Annotated in this window: 14 protein-coding genes; 6 read left to right on the forward strand and 8 right to left on the reverse strand. The window is 65.0% G+C overall.

What is annotated here, in order from left to right:
* Window positions 1-84 precede the first annotated feature (84 nt).
* From BLW25_RS16455 to BLW25_RS16470, 4 genes are all read right to left on the reverse strand, one after another.
* Window positions 85-1,287 (reverse strand): winged helix-turn-helix domain-containing protein, encoded by a 1,203-nt coding sequence (locus tag BLW25_RS16455; protein WP_092901129.1) that lies wholly within the window; start codon window positions 1,285-1,287, stop codon window positions 85-87.
* Window positions 1,288-1,426: 139 nt separating this feature from the next.
* Window positions 1,427-2,785, reverse strand: coding sequence for an esterase-like activity of phytase family protein (locus BLW25_RS16460; RefSeq protein WP_092901132.1), 1,359 nt, complete (start codon window positions 2,783-2,785; stop codon window positions 1,427-1,429).
* Window positions 2,786-2,897: 112 nt separating this feature from the next.
* On the reverse strand, window positions 2,898-4,100 hold the full coding sequence (gene rlmN / locus BLW25_RS16465) for a dual-specificity RNA methyltransferase RlmN (protein ID WP_092901136.1): 1,203 nt from the start codon (window positions 4,098-4,100) through the stop codon (window positions 2,898-2,900).
* A 148-nt stretch (window positions 4,101-4,248) separates the two neighbouring features.
* Window positions 4,249-4,770, reverse strand: coding sequence for an invasion associated locus B family protein (locus tag BLW25_RS16470; protein WP_092901139.1), 522 nt, complete (start codon window positions 4,768-4,770; stop codon window positions 4,249-4,251).
* A gap of 186 nt (window positions 4,771-4,956) precedes the next feature.
* Between BLW25_RS16470 and BLW25_RS16475 the strand changes: the two genes are divergently transcribed.
* On the forward strand, window positions 4,957-5,985 hold the full coding sequence (locus BLW25_RS16475) for an asparaginase (protein ID WP_092901142.1): 1,029 nt from the start codon (window positions 4,957-4,959) through the stop codon (window positions 5,983-5,985).
* A gap of 123 nt (window positions 5,986-6,108) precedes the next feature.
* Entirely contained in the window at window positions 6,109-6,450 is a 342-nt protein-coding gene (locus tag BLW25_RS16480) for a DUF2794 domain-containing protein (protein ID WP_249496411.1), read from the forward strand.
* 114 nt (window positions 6,451-6,564) lie between these two features.
* Here the strand turns inward: BLW25_RS16480 and BLW25_RS16485 are convergent, their stop codons facing one another.
* The 3 genes from BLW25_RS16485 to BLW25_RS16495 all read right to left on the reverse strand — a co-directional run bounded on the left by BLW25_RS16485 (window position 6,565) and on the right by BLW25_RS16495 (window position 9,327).
* Window positions 6,565-7,383: a C40 family peptidase gene (locus BLW25_RS16485; protein WP_092901148.1), complete on the reverse strand. Its 819-nt coding sequence runs from the start codon at window positions 7,381-7,383 to the stop codon at window positions 6,565-6,567.
* 15 nt (window positions 7,384-7,398) lie between these two features.
* On the reverse strand, window positions 7,399-8,805 hold the full coding sequence (locus BLW25_RS16490; protein WP_092901151.1) for a leucyl aminopeptidase family protein: 1,407 nt from the start codon (window positions 8,803-8,805) through the stop codon (window positions 7,399-7,401).
* 156 nt (window positions 8,806-8,961) lie between these two features.
* Window positions 8,962-9,327: a hypothetical protein gene (locus BLW25_RS16495; protein WP_249496414.1), complete on the reverse strand. Its 366-nt coding sequence runs from the start codon at window positions 9,325-9,327 to the stop codon at window positions 8,962-8,964.
* A 238-nt stretch (window positions 9,328-9,565) separates the two neighbouring features.
* Between BLW25_RS16495 and BLW25_RS16500 the strand changes: the two genes are divergently transcribed.
* The gene (locus tag BLW25_RS16500) at window positions 9,566-10,213 is read left to right on the forward strand and encodes a carbonic anhydrase (protein WP_092901157.1); all 648 of its coding nucleotides are present in this window, start codon (window positions 9,566-9,568) and stop codon (window positions 10,211-10,213) included.
* A gap of 32 nt (window positions 10,214-10,245) precedes the next feature.
* Here the strand turns inward: BLW25_RS16500 and BLW25_RS16505 are convergent, their stop codons facing one another.
* Window positions 10,246-11,484, reverse strand: coding sequence for an FAD-dependent monooxygenase (locus tag BLW25_RS16505; RefSeq protein WP_092901160.1), 1,239 nt, complete (start codon window positions 11,482-11,484; stop codon window positions 10,246-10,248).
* Window positions 11,485-11,597: 113 nt separating this feature from the next.
* Between BLW25_RS16505 and BLW25_RS16510 the strand changes: the two genes are divergently transcribed.
* From BLW25_RS16510 to BLW25_RS16520, 3 genes are all read left to right on the forward strand, one after another.
* A complete protein-coding gene (locus BLW25_RS16510) occupies window positions 11,598-12,929 on the forward strand; it encodes an amidase (protein WP_092901162.1) in 1,332 nt (443 codons plus the stop codon).
* Between the two features lie 147 nt (window positions 12,930-13,076).
* A complete protein-coding gene (locus tag BLW25_RS16515; RefSeq protein WP_092901165.1) occupies window positions 13,077-14,255 on the forward strand; it encodes an aminotransferase class I/II-fold pyridoxal phosphate-dependent enzyme in 1,179 nt (392 codons plus the stop codon).
* A gap of 30 nt (window positions 14,256-14,285) precedes the next feature.
* On the forward strand, window positions 14,286-16,604 hold a 2,319-nt coding region (locus BLW25_RS16520; RefSeq protein WP_171909591.1), incomplete at its 3' end, for a DNA translocase FtsK.

Below are 16,604 nucleotides of genomic sequence, written 5' to 3' on the forward strand. Positions count from 1 at the left end.
GCCCTAGGAGAGGCCCATCGCTGCGAAGCTCTGCAAAGTCACCTGTCATCGGAGCGGGGTCGTTTGCAGGAACGAGATGGGCAGTCAGAGCGCGGAGCGATCCCAGCCCGGCAACCATTCTGTCGTCGTACAGCCGGCAAACCGCGCGAGCCGTTCCATTTCGGCACGAAGTCGCGCCTGCCGCCCGGTTCCGACCCGGATCCCAGCCTCAGGCCAGAACCCTGCGACCCGCAGGCACCCGTTGGAACGATGGGCCTTCACATCCATCCGGCCGATGATCCGGTCACCCTCCAGGACCGGAAAGACGTAATAGCCGTACTGCCGCTTTTCTTCCGGGACATAGATTTCAATGCGGTAGAAGAAGCCAAAGAGGAACTCTGCGCGTTTGCGATCCCGCAGGGCAGGGTCAAAGGGCGACAGGATCCTGATCCTACCCGGAGGTTCGGGCGGCCTTTCGATCAGCGTGTCTGGCCAGAGCAAGACCTCGCGGCTTTGCCCCTGCCAGCCCTCGATCTGCGCCTTTGCTATCTCGCCCCGGCGCAGTGCCGCCGCGCACCAGCTCTGTGCCTCTGCCGGGCTGATGGCCTTCCAATAGGCTGCAAGTTCGCCGCTGGTCGCAAAGCCAAGCCTGTCCAGTGCCGAACGACAGGCCCAGTCCACGGTTTCTTCCCGATCGGGCCTGTGATGATGGAGCGCGGCAGGGATGACCCGTTCCGCCAGATCATAGACCTTGCGAAAGGCATCGCGCCGGGCAATCGCCAATGCGCCCGACTGCCAGAGATATTCCAGCGCCGCCTTGGACGGATGCCAGTCCCACCAGCTGCCCTTTTCGCGCGGCGTGTCCTTGGTGAAATCCGAAGAACTGACGGGCCCGTGATCCGAAACATGTTGCAAGATCCGGTCGAATTCGGCCTCGAAACCGGGTTTTTGCCAGCCGGTCCAGCGCTTTACCAATGTCCGCCGGTTCTCGTCGAAACGGTGATGCCAATGTGGGAAGACCGAGACCGGCAGGATCGAGGCGTCATGGGTCCAGTGCTCCCACAAGAGCCGGTCACGCTCGATCAGCGGTTTCATCCCGTCCGGCCGGTAACTTTGTCGCCGCGCGTAAAGGATCATGTCATGTGCCCGCCCGACCGTGGCGATGCTGTCGATCTGGACAAAGCCGATGCGGTCGATCAGGGCCGCAAGGGCGGCGCCGGTGGCCGGGCCGGTTGGTGCCTCGGCAAGCGCATGGCGGTCAAGAAAGATCCGGCGGGCGGTCTGATTGGAGATCAAGGGCTGCGACATGTCACAGGCGTAGCAGGCCGAAGCCAGAGGTCAAGCGGCGCGCATGTGGCAAAGGCCGGGCAGGGGGCCCGGCCTTTGGAAGGAATGTAGCGCCCAAGGCGCCCGGCCCCGGGGGGCACGCCCCGGGGCCGAAACGGCTTCAGCGTGCTGCAAGCAGTTCCGGCACCGAGAGCAGGATGAACTCGTTATCCGCCGCGCGACCGATCTCACGCCCGCCCGAGAAGGGCAGGTTATTGTCATTGGCGACCAGGATATGGGTCTCATCCACCCGCGCCACATCCTCGATGGTGAAGAAGGGGAAGGTGAACGGCCCCTCTGCCGGTTTCAGCCCGGCCAGTGCCTTGCCGTCCGGATCCTGGATATCCATCAGGTCGATATGGCCGATGCGTCTGATGAAGCCATCCGCGTCAATCGCGGCGGTGTCGACCAGCACGATATTCTTCACCCGTGCCGGCTGCGGGTAGCAGCTGGCCATATCAGTCGCGCCCTCGGCACAGGCCAGCGCGGCGTCGCCTTCACCATTGTCGCGCTCGATCACCAAAGCGCGGGTCTCGTCGATGAAGTTGAGATCGCCGATGGCTTTTGCGCCTTCTGCCAGGCGGAATTTGAAGCTGTCGCCGGTCCAGTCGGCTTTGACCGTGTCAAAGGTGAAGACGCGCAGGAAATCGCCCTCGATCTCGCCGCCTTCGATCAGCAGCGGTTTTTCCAGCATACCCCACAGCAGATTGCTGCCGGGCTGCAGCCCCATACCCTCATAGCCGCCCGAGCGCTGGACGCGGTAATCGGTGCCGGGAACCGCAGGAACCACGGTGCCGGGCGTGTCGGGGCCGGTCAGGGCCACGCCATCCATCATGGTCTGATGCACCGATTTCACCACGCCATCGAGGCCGACGCGCAGGATGAAGGGGCCGAATTCCTCGCCGATCCAGATCTCGTCATTCAGGTACTGGATCGATTCCGGGTCGAAATCCGCGCCGGTCAGATATCGGCTTTCCGTGCCCTCATTCGCGATGCGGAAGGGGACGACATGGCCGGGATCCTTCAGGAACACCGTCTCCAGCCGTTCGACCTTGCCAGAGGTGAAATCGGGGGCCAGGCGGTGGAACATCAGCATCGCGTCGGGGGAATTCAGCTTTGAGCCGAACCCGTTATCGGTCAGCGTGAACCAGCTGCCATCTTCCGCGCGGTTCATCGCAAAGCCCGACAAGCCCTGCACCGGCTGGCCGATGAAGGGCAGCGAAATCCCGGTCGGATGCGCGCCATAGGCCTTGCCGACATCCCCCATCACGCTCATCGGCGCCTCATTGCGGGTCTTGCCGGTGAACTTCCCCGAGACCCAGAGGTCACGTGGCGCGTCGGCCGGTGGGGTCACCATGGTAAAGGCCGGCAGGAAAGCATGGCCGGCCAGACTGACGGGGAACTTCTCTTCCGCCATGGCGGGCAGGGCGATGAGGCCGGTCAGGGCAGTGGTCAAAGCAAGGGTGAAGCCGGGGCGCATGGGCGAACTCCTGTCGTCGCGTTTCATGGCGGGACAGGTAGCGGCGCTTTCTGACAGTCAGGTCTCAGCCCTGCGACATTACGGTTGCAATATCGCAGCCATCTCGGATTTCTCAGGCGCCTGCGGTTTCCGCTGCGATCTGTGCGCGGGATTTGCGCGCGCGTTCGGTCGCGGATTTCAGCTGACCACAGGCCGCCATAATATCCTCGCCACGCGGGGTGCGGATCGGCGAGGCATAGCCGGCCTTGTAGATGATATCGGCGAAAGCCTCGATCCGTTCCCAGTCCGAGCGTTCATAGGGCGAGCCCGGCCATTCGTTGAAGGGGATCAGGTTGATCTTGGCGGGGATGCCCTGGATCAGCTTCACCAGCCGGCGCGCATCGGCGTCGGAGTCGTTCACGCCCTTGAGCATCACATATTCAAAGGTGATGCGTTCCGAATTCGACAGGCGCGGATAGTCGCGCAGCGCGCCCAGCAGCGTCGCGAGGTTCCATTTCTTGTTGATCGGCACCAGTTTGTCACGCACCTCATCCGTGGTGGCGTGGAAGCTGATCGCAAGCTGGCAGCCGATTTCTTCGGCGCAGCGCGCAATCTCCGGCACCACGCCCGAGGTCGAAAGCGTGATGCGGCGGCGGCCCAAAGCGATGCCCTCATCATCGCGCACGATCAGCATCGCGTCACGGACGGAGTCGAAATTATAGAGCGGCTCGCCCATGCCCATCAGCACGATATTCGACAAAAGCCGCTCGCCGGTCGAGCCCTGGCCGGGTTCGGGCCATTCGCCGAGGTCGTCGCGCGCCAGCATGACCTGGCCGACGATTTCGCCCGCCGTCAGGTTGCGCACCAGTTTCTGCGTGCCGGTATGGCAGAAGGAACAGGTCAGCGTGCAGCCGACCTGGCTCGACACACAAAGCGTGCCGCGGCCTTCCTCGGGAATATAGACCGCCTCGACCTCATGGCCACCGGCGATGCGCAGAAGGTATTTGCGGGTGCCATCGGCCGAGACCTGGCGCGTCACGATCTCGGGCAGTGCAATCTCGAATTTCGCCGCCAGCAGCGCGCGGTAGTCTTTCGCGAGATTGGTCATCAGTGCGAAATCGCGCACGCCCCAATAGTAAACCCATTGCCAGACCTGGCCGACCCGCATCTTAGCCTGTTTCTCGGGCGTGCCGGCGGCGATCAGCGCGTCTTTCAGCTGGGCGCGGGTCAGGCCGACGAGATTGACCTTGTCCGTCTCCGGCAGTTTGCGCGGAATCGTCATCACATCTTGCGTGATCGGGGCATCAACCGCGCGGGCGGGGGTAAGGTCGTTCATCTGGCAGATCCTTCAGGATAGAGCCTTGCTACAGGCGATCTGGCTGTTGTCAGGGCGCGCTATATGCGATTGGCCCCGAAAATGAAAGTGGCGAAAATGAAAGCGCCCCGCCAAGGGCGGAGCGCGTAACATTTGCTGGTGAACCGGCTTATTTGCAGCGTGCAGCCGCGTCATCCATCGCGGCCGAGAAACCGCGCAGGCTGAACTTGTCGCGGGTCTGGGTGCCACGGCCCGAACGCGCCGTGATCACCGCATCGGCACCGCCGCGCAGCGCGCGGATCAGGGTGACATCGTCTTCGGCCGAACCCGACCAGGCCCATTCGCCATCCGAGAACAGATTAAAGGTCGAGCTGCCGACCGCGACCGTCACGGTCGAGCCGCTGGCAAAGGGGTAGCCACCGGTGAATGACACTTGCGGCGCCACACCCGGACGATAGGTCACGAAAAGCAGAACGTCACCACGCCGCACTGAAACCGGCTGGCCATCCTTGGTATTGACGGATTCCCGCGGTTTCGAGACGCCCCAGCATTCTTTCGGGTTGCCGTCCACAAAGACGTTCCAGTCCGTCATTGACGTGACGAGATTGGTCGATTCCTGAGCCGATGCCGCGAAGGGGGCGGCCAGGATGATTGCGCAGACGCCAATGGCGCGACGAAGGGCGATAGTCATATGTCTGACGCAGCCTCCAAGCTGTCTCTTGCCTCTGTTTACGCCTTGCCTCAGTCTTGCGGCCGTTCTGATAGGGGCCATTCTGATCTGGCAGGCGCTTTCTGAACCCGATATTGCAGAAATACTTAAAAATGGCAGGGGGTAAAAGCCCTCTGCGCAGAAAATCGCACATCTGTGAGGGACGGAATGGCGCGGAAAACAGGAAGTGACGGTCGCAGGGTCGATAGCGGAGCGGCTCCGCTGGCGGAACTCTGGCGCGGTGGCGTGCTGGAAAGCACCCATCTGGGGCATGCGGTGATCTGCGATGCCAAGGGGATCATCGAGGCATGGGGGAATCCGTCGGCGGTGATTTTTCCCCGCTCGTCGTGCAAGATGATCCAGGCTCTGCCTTTGATCGAAACCGGCGCGGCGGCGGATCGCGGGCTGGGGAGCGAGCATCTGGCACTGGCCTGCGCAAGCCATGAGGGCGCGCATCTGCATGTGTCAAAGACCGGGCGCTGGCTGGAAGATCTGGGACTTGTCGAGCCGGATCTGCGCTGTGGCGCGCATGAGCCCGCCGACCGCGAGGAGCGCAACCGGCTGATCCGCGAGGGAGAGGCGCCCTGCCAGCTGCACAATAATTGTTCGGGCAAACATTGCGGTTTCCTGACCGTGGTGCAGCATCAGGGCTGGGGCCCCGATTATCACGAGATCGACCATCCTTTGCAGCGTGCGATCCGCGAGGCGACCTCTGAGGTTGCGGGCGAGGAGATCTCGGGCTGGGGGATTGATGGCTGCTCGGCGCCGAATTTCGCGCTGAGCCTGGAAGGGCTTGGCCGCGCAATGGCCGGTTTTGCCAATGCGAAACCGGGGCAGGGCGCCAGGGCCGGGGCGATGGTTGCGCTGCGCGAGGCGATGATGGCGCATCCCGAACTGGTCGCGGGCGAAGGCCGCGCCTGTACCGGGCTGATGCGAGCCGCGAGTGGCCGCGCGGCGGTGAAGACCGGCGCCGAAGGGGTGTTTATCGGCATCCTGCCGGAACGGGGCATCGGCATCGCGATCAAGGCCGTCGACGGCAATCACCGCGCCTCTGAAGCCGCGATTGCTGCGCTGCTGGTGCGGCTGGGCGTGGTGGAGGCGGGCGATCCGCAGGTGTCGCGCTGGCTCAACCCGGTGCAAAAGAACTGGCGCGGGCTGGTGACCGGTGAGGTTCGCGCCGCCGCCGGATTGGCCTGAACCCGACGAACGGGCGAGGCCAGAGATGCGGCCTGAGACAGGGGTGGGACCCGGAGTGTAACCAGACTGTGTCGCGCAGCGCTTGATTTGTGGCAAAGCGGCGGGCAGACTGGTTGCATGAACATGGAAGCGCCCCTTCCCTTTCCGGCGGGTGGTAAAGAGCCGGAGATCGTCGCGTTTCAGCGGCAGGAACTCTCTGTAATCCTGCGGCTTTACGGGATGATGGTGGCCGCCGGCGAATGGCGGGATTACGGCATTTCGCATGGGCGGGAGGCGGCCGTTTTCTCGGTCTTCCGCCGCAGCGCCGAGACCCCGCTTTACCGCATCGAGAAGCGCCCGAAGCTGCGGCTGAAGCAGGGGATCTATGCCGTTCTCGGTGAGGGTGGCCAGGTGCTGCGGCGCGGGCATGAGCTGGAACAGGTGCTCAGAGTGCTGGAGCGCAAGCTGATCCGGCCCGTCGGCTGAGGGCTGAGAGGAACGATTTCAGCCTGGCTGCCGGATGGATGCCGGCCCCGCAGGACCCTTGCATGTTATTGCCGGGATAAATTGCCGCCGCGCAATGTTCCGACGGATCTGCTGTCAGGGGCGGCGGCGGGTGATGAGATCGCCCCCGTAGTGGGACTGAATTCTGGCGATGGCGGCCGTGAGGTCTTCATAGGCCACCGACATCGAATACCCATTGGCGTGGATCAGCCGGGTCGGGCTGACCATCAGCGCGACATGGCCTTTCCAGAACAAAAGGTCGCCGCGTTGCAGGGGCGCGCTGTCGGGGATGGCCTGGCCGATGCTCTGCTGCAGATCGCTGTCGCCCGGGCAGGCGAGGCCGGCGGCATGGAAGGCCAGTTGCACAAGGCCCGAACAATCGACTCCAGCGGCGGAATTGCCGCCCCAGAGATAGGGAGCGTGGAGGAGGGATTGCGCGACCGTGACCGGATCAGGCGCGACCTGGTCCAGCGCCGCGAGATGCGATTTCGGGAGAAAACCATCAGGGGTTTCCGCCCAGGCGCCGGTTTCGCCGGTCACCGTGACGCGGGCATTCAGCCAGAGGGGCATCAGCGGCGGGGCCTGGACGCGGGGCTCCGGGTAAAGATGGGTGGCCGGGCTTTGCACGCGGTGCGAGGCCGCGCGCGGCGTGGTGAGGCTGGTTTCCGCCACCCAGCCACAATAGTCGTCTTTCCCGGCCATCACGAAGACATGGCCCTCCCGCCGGTCGATCGTCGTGACCTCATCGCCAAAGATCAGCTGCCGGTCAATCGCCCCTGCCGGCGCGGCGAGAAGCGGCGCCAGCGGGGTTGCGATCCGCGCCGGCTCGCCCTCGGTCAGGGGTACATCCGCGATGCGGTTCAGGAGCGAGATATGGCCGATCCGGCCGGAAAACGGGGTCAGCCGGCGGTCCATGTCAGTGGCCCATCCTTAAAGACCCAGGATTTCGGGAAGGGCGTTCAGGATCGCGCGCGCGCCCTGGCCTGCGCCGCCTTTGGGCCGCGCCGGGGCGTCAGAGGGTGTATGGCCGTAGATGTCGAAATGCATATAGCGCGGGTGATCGGCAAAACGGCGCAGGAAAAGCGCCGCCGTGATCGCCCCGGCAAAGCCGAAGCCGGGCGCATTGTCGAGATCAGCGATCCCGGGTTCGATCACCGGCTCGTAAGCCTCGTGGAAGGGCAGCCGCCAGACCGGGTCGAAGCCGGATGTCGCGCCGCGTTCCAGGGCTGCGGCCATTGCGTCATCCTGCGCCCAATAGGGGGCGAGATCGGGGCCGACCGCGATCCGCGCGGCGCCGGTCAGCGTCGCCATGGTGATCAGCGCATCCGTCTCTTCCTCGGTCGCAAAGGCCAGCGCATCGGCGAGCACGAGGCGGCCTTCGGCATCGGTGTCATTGATCTCGACCGTCAGCCCCTTGCGGCTGGTCACGATGTCTTTCGGCTTTTGGGCATTGCCCGCGATCACGTTTTCCACCGCTGGCACCAGCAGCCGCAGCCGGATCGGCAGGTTCAGGGCCATGATCATCTTTGCAAGGCCCATGGTGGTGGCAGCCCCCCCCATGTCCTTTTTCATCAGGAGCATGCCGTTTGGCGGTTTGATATCGAGGCCGCCCGTGTCGAAACAGACGCCCTTGCCGACCAGGGTGAGGCGCGGGCCCGTGCTGCCCCAGCGAAGGTCAAGCAGGCGCGGTGCGCGCGGGCTGGCCTGGCCAACCGCATGAATCAGCGGAAAATTCTGCGTGATCAGATCATCACCCCGGATCACCTGCGTGGTGGCACCATATTCTGCGGCGAGCGCGAGGAAGGCGTTTTCCAGCTCGTCGGGGCCCATATCGCGGGCAGGGGTGTTGATCAGATCACGGGTGAGGAATTCGCCCGCCGCCATTGCTTCGATCCGCCGCGCATTGACGCCGGCGGGCACCACGAGTTGTGCAGGCCGCGCCGGGGCTTTGCCGGGGCGGTAGCGGTCGAACCGGTAGGAGGCCAGGAGCCAGCCGAGCGCCGCCTCAGAGGCGAGATCGGCGGCGAGATCGGTTGCGAAATGCCAGCTCGTGCCCTCGGGCAGGGCGCTTGCGGCTTTGGCCAGCACAAAGCGCTGCCGGGCCCGGGCGCGGTCTGTGCCCAACCCCGCAACCGCGCCCCTGATGCCATCTCCGCCGGGGAGCAACCGCAGTTCGCCCGCCGCCGCCTCAAAGCCGCTGGCCTGCAGCCAGGGCGCGAATGCGGCGCCTTCTCCGGCCAGGAACTCCGGCAGGCCGGCAGGGGTGACGATATAGAGCGGCAGAGACTCCGCGCCTGGTTCGAGGAAACGGGGCTCTGCTCTGGTCTGCTCTGACATGATCGGGTCCGGTTCTATGTCGCCGCCAGGCCGGGGCCTGGTGCGCGCGGTCAGTGATTGCGCGAGACTGGCCTGGCGGGCTTCCGGCTGCAAGGGGCGCTCGCGAGAGGGGAACACACAGGTGATCCCGAGACCTTTCCCGGCCCGCAGCAGTGGCTACAGCGATCCATCGGCGAATTCCGGACCAGGGTTGAGCGAGCGCCGCGCGATCCGCAAAATCCGCGCCCAGACCGCGGCGAAAGCCGTGCCATCGCCCCGTCTCAGGCAAAGGCGCGCATCCGATACCGCGCGCTCCAGGCTCTGCATGCCGAGGTTTTCCGCCATGGCGCGGAGCTTTTGCAGCTGCCGGTCGGCGCTTTGCAATTCGTGATCGCGGATCTGACTGGCCAGACCCGCCAGCACCAGAGCCAGCTCTCCCAGTGCGCGGCTTACGACTTGATCGGCCGCAGCCGTGCCGAGGCTGCGATAGATCGACGCGATTACTTCGCCATCCTGCAAGATCCGCTCCTGCGGATGCAGCATCTGTATGGTCCCCATTGCCTTACCCCGTGGCCCCACCAGGCCAAACCCCCAAAACCACCGCCAGAGCGATCACAACGCGCGCCGCCCTGGCGGAAATTTCCCATTACCCACACAGATCTTTGCAGCGATTTGCTTTCGACTTCGCTAAACCTGCAGGGCTCGCATCGGTTTTGTGGCGATTTTGCCCCTCGCAATTTCTGCAAATGCGAAGTACTCAGAGCAACCAAGGAGCAAGCCCATGATCCAGGCCCGCATTCTTCCGCAGTACCTTGTCCAGCGCTTTCACGGCTGGCGTGCAACCAGCTATCAGAACAACCGGGCGTGGTATCGCCGCCTTGCGGAAAGCGGTCAGCATCCGCGCGCCATGGTGATTTCCTGCTGCGACAGCCGCGTCCATGTCACCTCGATTTTCGGCGCGGATGAGGGTGAGTTCTTCATTCACCGCAATATCGCGGGCCTCGTGCCCCCCTATACGCCCGATGGCAAGAATCACGGCACTTCGGCAGCGGTGGAATATGCGGTGACGGCGCTGAAGGTCGCGCATATCCTGGTGGTCGGCCATTCGAATTGCGGTGGCGTTAAGGGCTGCCATGACATGTGCACCGGCCATGCGCCCGAACTGGAAGAAAAGACCAGTTTTGTCGGCCGCTGGATGGATATTCTGCGCCCTGGCTTCGAGAAAGTCGCGCATCTGCCCGAAGATGTGATCCTGCCCGCGCTTGAGAAAGAGGCGGTGCTGGTCAGCCTTGAGAACCTGATGACCTTCCCCTTCGTGAAAAACGCGGTCGAGAATGACATGCTGACGCTGCACGGCATGTGGAACAATACCGGTGAGGGCGAGCTGGAACAGTTTGATCCCGAAAAGGGCGTGTTCGTTCCCGTCTGAGCCATTTCTGACCGGCTGTTCAGACGGGCCCCTCAGACGGGCCGGCCTGTCAGCAGTTTCGGAAGCTCGCCGCTCAGGCCCGCCGCCTGGCGGATGAAGCGGCGTCTGAGGCCTGGCGTGGCATTGATCGCTCCCAGCCCCAGATCGCGGCCCAGCCGCAGGATCGGATTATCGTTCGAGAAAAGCCGCGTCACCGCATCCATGCCAAGCGCCAGCAGCGTCGAATCAAACCGGCGCCAGCGCTGATATTCTTCCAGCGCAACACCGCCGCCTATGTCTTCGCCACGGCGCTGGGCCATGATCAGCACCTCGGTCAGGGCCGCCACATCGCGCAGGCCAAGGTTCAGCCCCTGGCCCGCCACGGGATGGACGCCATGGGCTGCGTCGCCGACCAGGGCCACACGGTCCGACACGAAATGCTCGGCCAGCGACAGCGACAGCGGATAGGTGAACCGTGCGCCGGCAAGGCTGATCTCGCCCAGGTAACCGCCGAAACGGGGCTTCAGTGCAGTCAGGAAATCCCCGTCATCCAGCGCGGCGATCCGGGCCGCAAGCCCGCTCTCCTCGCTCCAGACGATCGAGGAATGATGGCCGCCTGCCAAAGGCAGGATCGCCAGAGGCCCGCCCGGCATGAAGAATTGCTGCGCGCAGCCCTGATGATGGATCTCGTGGCGCACCGCCGTCACCAGCGCGGTCTGGCCGTAGCCTGCGCCCAGCCGGCGGATGCCTGCACGCGCCGCCACGCCCGAGCCGCGCCCGTCACAGCCCACGAGCAGCCGCGCCGCCAGGGTCTCGCCCGACCCAAGCGCCACGCCCACCCCCGCCGCGCCCGCCGACTGGTCTGTGACCGTCTCGCCCGAGATCAGCGTGACGCCCGGCGTCTCGCGCATCGCATCGAGAAAGGCTGCATAGAGGAAGCGGTCCTCGAGCATAAAGCCCATCGGGCCTTCTTCGATCTCATCCGCGTCGAAATTCAGGAAAAACGGCGCGGGGCCTTCGCCTGGCCGTCCGTCGCTGGCTTTGATGCGGTGGATCGGCTGCGATTTATCAGCGACCTGATCCCAGATCCCGATTGCGCTCAGGAGTCGTTTCGAGGCGATGGACAGCGCATAGGCGCGACCGTCAAACCCGACCTCGGCGCGCGCAGGCGCCGGGCGCTGATCGACCACCGTGACCGACAGCCCGCCTTGCGCCAAAGCCAGCGCCAGCGCCGGCCCGTTCAGCCCGCCGCCCGCAATCAGCACATCGCTGTGTTGGTTCCGCTTCGTCATAGGGCATGGCTAGACCCGGCGCGGCGGTTTGTCCATGCGCGGGATTGTCGCCCGCGCGACATGTCGCTAGCGTCGGCGCGAATGGTGGCGAGACTGGCGGAGAGACGGGCGACATGAGCGGCATCTGGTTCAATATGACGGCGGCGGATCTCGGGCGCAGCATCGGCGATGGCCGCATCCACCCGGTCGAACTGGCCGAGGCTTTCCTTGAGCAGATCGCGAACCACCCGCTGTCAAAGCGCATCTATGCCCGCGCGACCGAGGCGCGGGCGCGGTCCGAGGCGGTGGGTGCCGCCGACCGCGCGCGGACCGGTTTTCGCAAGGGGCCGCTCGACGGGGTTCCGGTCAGCTGGAAGGATAATTTCGACAGCGCCGGCACAGCGACCGAAGCCGGATCGGCGCTGCTGCGCGGCCGTGTGCCGGAGCGTGATGCGGAAACCCTTGAAATGGCAACGCTTTCCGGGCTGGTCTGTCTGGGCAAGACCCATATGTCGGAACTGGCTTTTTCCGGCCTGGGGCTGAACCCGGTCACCGCGACACCGCCTTGCCTGAATGACGAACGCGCCGTGCCCGGGGGCTCTTCTTCGGGGGCGGCGGCCTCGGTGGCTTTCGGGCTGGCACCGGCGGCGATCGGGTCGGATACCGGCGGATCGGTGCGCATCCCGGCGGCCTGGAATGATCTGACAGGGCTGAAAACCAGCCCGGGCCGGCTGTCGGGCCGGGGCGTGGTGCCTTTATGCGAGCGGTTCGACACGGTCGGCCCGCTGGCCCATTCGGTCGAGGATTGCGCGCTGCTGCTTGCCGCGCTGGAAGGGCGGCGCGCCCCTGATCTGACCGGCAGCGCGGTCGCTGGTATGCGCTTTGCGGTGCTGGAGACGGTGGCGCTGGACGATCTGCGCGAGGCGCCCGCCAAAGGCTTCCACGATGCCTGCACGTCGCTGACCCGGGCGCGGGCGCGGGTCGAGCGGGTGGACCTGCCGGAGCTGAAAGAGGCGATGGCGCTTTCGGGGATATTGTTCACCGGCGAGGCCTGGGGGATCTGGCGCGAAACCATCGAGGCGGCGCCTGGCAAGATGTATGCGCCGATCCTTGAGCGTTTCCGGTCGGGTTCTGCAATCACGGCGGCAGAGTATGTTGCGGCCTGGCGGCGGCTCGAGGAGATCCGCGCGCTCTGGCGTGACCGGATGGCGGGTTTTGACGCGATCCTGACGCCCACCGCGCCGATCCTGCCACCCGATGCGGAACGGCTGCAGACTGACCGCGATTACTATATCGGCGAGAACCTGCTGGCGCTCAGGAATACGCGGATCGGCAATCTGATGGGGCTTGCCGCGCTGACGCTGCCGACCTCGCAACCCTCTTGCGGCATTCAGTTTCTTGGCACCGCCATGGGCGAGGACCGGCTTCTCAGGGTAGGGTCGGCGGCAGAGCGCGCATTGGGCTGAACCGTGCCGGCAGTTTCACGGGCATAAAAGCCACAATCTATGCCCTTAACCCCCTGGGGATGGTTGATAAATTCTGGACCGCCGCAGGATAGGGCGTTATGCTGACCGTCAAACGGGGCGATCAACGACCCTGGGCAGAGGCAGTCTATGGCATTCCCTGAGCGGTTTTCGAACCTGCCGGATTACGCGTTTCCGCGCCTGCGGAAACTTCTCGATGCGCACGCTCCGGGCGGCGAACCGATTGCCATGTCCATCGGCGAGCCGAAGCATCCGATGCCCGATTTCGTCGCCGGGATCCTTGCGGCGAATGTCGGGGGATTTGCGGTCTATCCGCCGAATGACGGAACCCCCGGGCTGCTCGATGCGATTTCCGGCTGGATCCTGCGTCGCTACGGCGTTGAAATTACTGAAAACCGGCTGATGGCGCTGAACGGCACGCGGGAAGGGCTGTTCAACGCGGCTCTCGCGCTGGCACCCGAGGTTAAGGGTGGTAAACGCCCGGTCGTATTGATGCCGAACCCGTTCTACCAGGTTTACGCCGTGGCCGCATTGGCTGCGGGCGCCGAGCCGGTCTATGTGCCCGCCACCGCCGCCACCGGCTTTCTGCCCGATTATGCAGCGCTTCCGGCTGATGTCCTGGACCGCGCCGTGGTGGCCTGGATCTGTTCGCCCGCCAATCCGCAGGGCGCAGTGGCGCCGCGTGACTATCTCGCGGATCTGCTCGATCTTGCGGAGAAACACGATTTCCGCCTCTTCGCCGATGAATGTTATTCCGAGATCTGGCGCGAGGCACCGCCTCCGGGTCTGTTGGATGTGGCCGGTCAGAAGGGTGCCGATCCCGAGAAATACGCGGTCTTCCATTCGCTTTCCAAGCGTTCGAATATGCCCGGGCTGCGCTCGGGTTTCGTTGCGACCGGGCCGGAGTCTATGGCGCGGATCCGCCGGTTGCGGTCCTTTGCCGGCGCGCCTTTGCCGCTGCCCCTGCAGATGGTGGCCGAGGCCTGCTGGCGCGACGAGGCGCATGTCGCTGCGAGCCTCGCGCTTTACCAGAATAAATACCGCATGGCCGCCGAGGTGTTCGCCGGTCATCAGGGATTCCGGCTGCCCGATGGCGGCATGTTCCTGTGGCTGCCCGTGCAGGACGGCGAGGCGGCGACGCTGAAGCTCTGGCAACAGACCGGGGTGCGGGTGCTGCCCGGGGAATATCTCTCGCGCGATGTTGCGGGCGAGAACCCGGGCAAGGGCTATGTAAGGGTGGCGCTTGTTGCGCCCGAAGAAGAAACGCGGCGCGGGCTGGTTCAGCTTCGTGACTGCCTGTTCGGTTGAGGGGACGGCTAAAGCATGGCGAGCTTTCAGATGAGACAGCGAGACCCCCTTCTCGATCAGGGCACCCAGGCAATGCTGGAGCGTCGTGGCCGCGAGCTGATCGGCATTGCGCTGATCGTGACCGCTTTTCTGGTGATGCTGATGCTGTCGAGCTATTCGCCCGAGGATCCGGGCTGGATGGTTTCCACCCAGGAGCCGGCGCGCAATATTCTGGGACGTTTCGGGGCGGCTGTGGCGTCGACCCTGACGATCCTGATCGGGCAGGGCGCCTGGTCGATCCCGTTGATCCTTGGCCTGTGGGGCGGGCGCTTTATCCTGCATTGCGGCGCGGATCGGGTGATCGGCCGCATCGTCTTTGCGGCGGGTGGTGTGGCGCTGGCTTCGGCCTGGGCTTCGACCCTGACCGTGCCTGTGGGCTGGCCGCATTCCTTCGGTTATGGCGGGCTTTTCGGCGATACTGTGGTCGGTGCCCTGGTCGGCATCGTGCCCGGCTCGATTGAGTTTTCGCTGCGCGTGGTGTCTTTCCTCAGCTTTTTCGGCCTCATCGCGGCGCTTTTGTTCGTGACCGGCTTCAGCCGGGGCGAGCTGGTGACGATCCGCCTCGTGCTGATGCATGGCTCGGTCATGATTTATTCGATGCTGATGCAGCTGATGGGCAAGGGGGCGTCGGGCGCGCTTGACCGGGCGCGCAATGTGGCGGGCGATATGATGGAACGCCGCCGGATGGCAAAAGAGGCGCCGGTATCGCCGCGCCATGAACCCCGGCACGAGCCGCGCCAGGCCGCACAAAGTTCGGCTTACGGTGCGCCGCAGCCGATGCAGAGCCGCAATTCCGTGGTGCGCCGCGCCGATGTTGCGCGTGCAGAGATTGCCCGGGCGGAACCCGCGCTGATCGCCGATCCGGAACCGGCTCCGCTGGCGGCGGGTGCGGCCTGGAACGCGCCTGCGACCCTGCGCGCTGATCAGCGTTATTCCGCGCCGGTTGCGCCTGTTCAGGAGATGCCGAAGGAAAAGCTGGGCTTCCTTGCCCGGATGCGCCGCGTGGTCGACCCAGAGCCCGAACTGGTCGAACCGCATTCCCCGGCCGAGCAATATGACATTGCCGCCCCTGGCGATGACCGTATCCGCGCGCGGATTTCCGATGCGATCCGGGCGCGGGCCCGCGGCGCTGCCGGAAGTGCTGCAGCAGCCCCTGCCGGGCCGCCGATGACCCCGTTGCAGGCTGCGATTGCCGCGCGCCGGGCAGAGCCGCCGATGCTGCGCCCGCGCCGTCCGGCGCCGCTGATCGCCGATACCCGCCCGCGTATCCCGCAGGAACCGCGCGTCCTGCAGCAGATGTCCGAGCCGCCGCTCACCGCTGCCCAGGCGCTGGCCCAGGCCGATGAGATGGAAGAGACCGATGCTCTGACCTGGGATGAGGCGGCCGCAAACGGCTACGACTATTCCGAAGAGTATCGCGCTTACGGTCAGGACGAATTCAGTAACGAATTCAGCGATGATGACGCCTGGAGCGAGGAGAGCTGGGAAAAAGAGGCGCCTGCAATCGCACCGGTTCTGCCCGCCGCGGGCCGTGCCGAGCCGCCTTTGATGGCGCGCCGCGTGGCTGCGCCGCAGATGCCGGCACCTCAGGCATATGAGACACCGGTTGATGACTGGCAGCCCGATGAGGATTATGAGCCCGATTACGATCCGGCACCGGTGGCCGCGCCGCGCCTTGCGCCGGTGCTGGATCGCCGCCCGATCGTACAGGTGCCGGTGAAAAAGCCGGTTCCCCAGTCGGTCCGTGCCCAGGCCGAGGCGCAGCCCTCGCTCCGTTTCGACGAGACGCATCAGGATTTCGAACTGCCGCCGCTGGCCTTGCTGTCGGCGCCCTCGGGCACTTCCGGCCAGCAGCTTTCCGATGAGGCGCTGGAAGAAAACGCGCGGATGCTGGAATCGGTGCTGGATGATTACGGCGTCAAGGGCGAGATCGTCTCGGTCCGCCCCGGCCCGGTTGTGACGATGTATGAGCTGGAGCCGGCGCCGGGTCTGAAGGCCAGCCGTGTGATCGGTCTGGCCGATGACATCGCGCGCTCGATGTCTGCTTTGTCGGCACGGGTTTCGACCGTGCCGGGCCGCTCGGTCATCGGGATCGAACTGCCGAATGCTTACCGCGAAAAGGTCTTCCTGCGCGAGATCTTCGCCAGCCGCGAATTCGGCGACGGCCAGCAACGCCTGCCGCTGGCTTTGGGCAAAGACATCGGCGGTGCCCCGATTGTCGCGAACCTGGCCAAGATGCCCCACCTCCTGATCGCCGGGACCACGGGCTCGGGTAAGTCTGTCGCGATCAATACGATGATCCTGTCGCTC

Source organism: Rhodobacter sp. 24-YEA-8 (genome assembly GCF_900105075.1).
GTDB lineage: Bacteria > Pseudomonadota > Alphaproteobacteria > Rhodobacterales > Rhodobacteraceae > Pseudogemmobacter.

What these genes read in the sequence shown, in the direction of transcription:
- BLW25_RS16455 (WP_092901129.1), bottom strand. Translation starts at nt 1,287, where the DNA reads ATGTCGCAGCCCTTGATCTCCAATCAGACCGCCCGCCGGATCTTTCTT.
- BLW25_RS16460 (WP_092901132.1), bottom strand. Translation starts at nt 2,785, where the DNA reads ATGCGCCCCGGCTTCACCCTTGCTTTGACCACTGCCCTGACCGGCCTC.
- rlmN (WP_092901136.1), bottom strand. Translation starts at nt 4,100, where the DNA reads ATGAACGACCTTACCCCCGCCCGCGCGGTTGATGCCCCGATCACGCAA.
- BLW25_RS16470 (WP_092901139.1), bottom strand. Translation starts at nt 4,770, where the DNA reads ATGACTATCGCCCTTCGTCGCGCCATTGGCGTCTGCGCAATCATCCTG.
- BLW25_RS16475 (WP_092901142.1), top strand. Translation starts at nt 4,957, where the DNA reads ATGGCGCGGAAAACAGGAAGTGACGGTCGCAGGGTCGATAGCGGAGCG.
- BLW25_RS16480 (WP_249496411.1), top strand. Translation starts at nt 6,109, where the DNA reads ATGGAAGCGCCCCTTCCCTTTCCGGCGGGTGGTAAAGAGCCGGAGATC.
- BLW25_RS16485 (WP_092901148.1), bottom strand. Translation starts at nt 7,383, where the DNA reads ATGGACCGCCGGCTGACCCCGTTTTCCGGCCGGATCGGCCATATCTCG.
- BLW25_RS16490 (WP_092901151.1), bottom strand. Translation starts at nt 8,805, where the DNA reads ATGTCAGAGCAGACCAGAGCAGAGCCCCGTTTCCTCGAACCAGGCGCG.
- BLW25_RS16495 (WP_249496414.1), bottom strand. Translation starts at nt 9,327, where the DNA reads ATGCTGCATCCGCAGGAGCGGATCTTGCAGGATGGCGAAGTAATCGCG.
- BLW25_RS16500 (WP_092901157.1), top strand. Translation starts at nt 9,566, where the DNA reads ATGATCCAGGCCCGCATTCTTCCGCAGTACCTTGTCCAGCGCTTTCAC.
- BLW25_RS16505 (WP_092901160.1), bottom strand. Translation starts at nt 11,484, where the DNA reads ATGACGAAGCGGAACCAACACAGCGATGTGCTGATTGCGGGCGGCGGG.
- BLW25_RS16510 (WP_092901162.1), top strand. Translation starts at nt 11,598, where the DNA reads ATGAGCGGCATCTGGTTCAATATGACGGCGGCGGATCTCGGGCGCAGC.
- BLW25_RS16515 (WP_092901165.1), top strand. Translation starts at nt 13,077, where the DNA reads ATGGCATTCCCTGAGCGGTTTTCGAACCTGCCGGATTACGCGTTTCCG.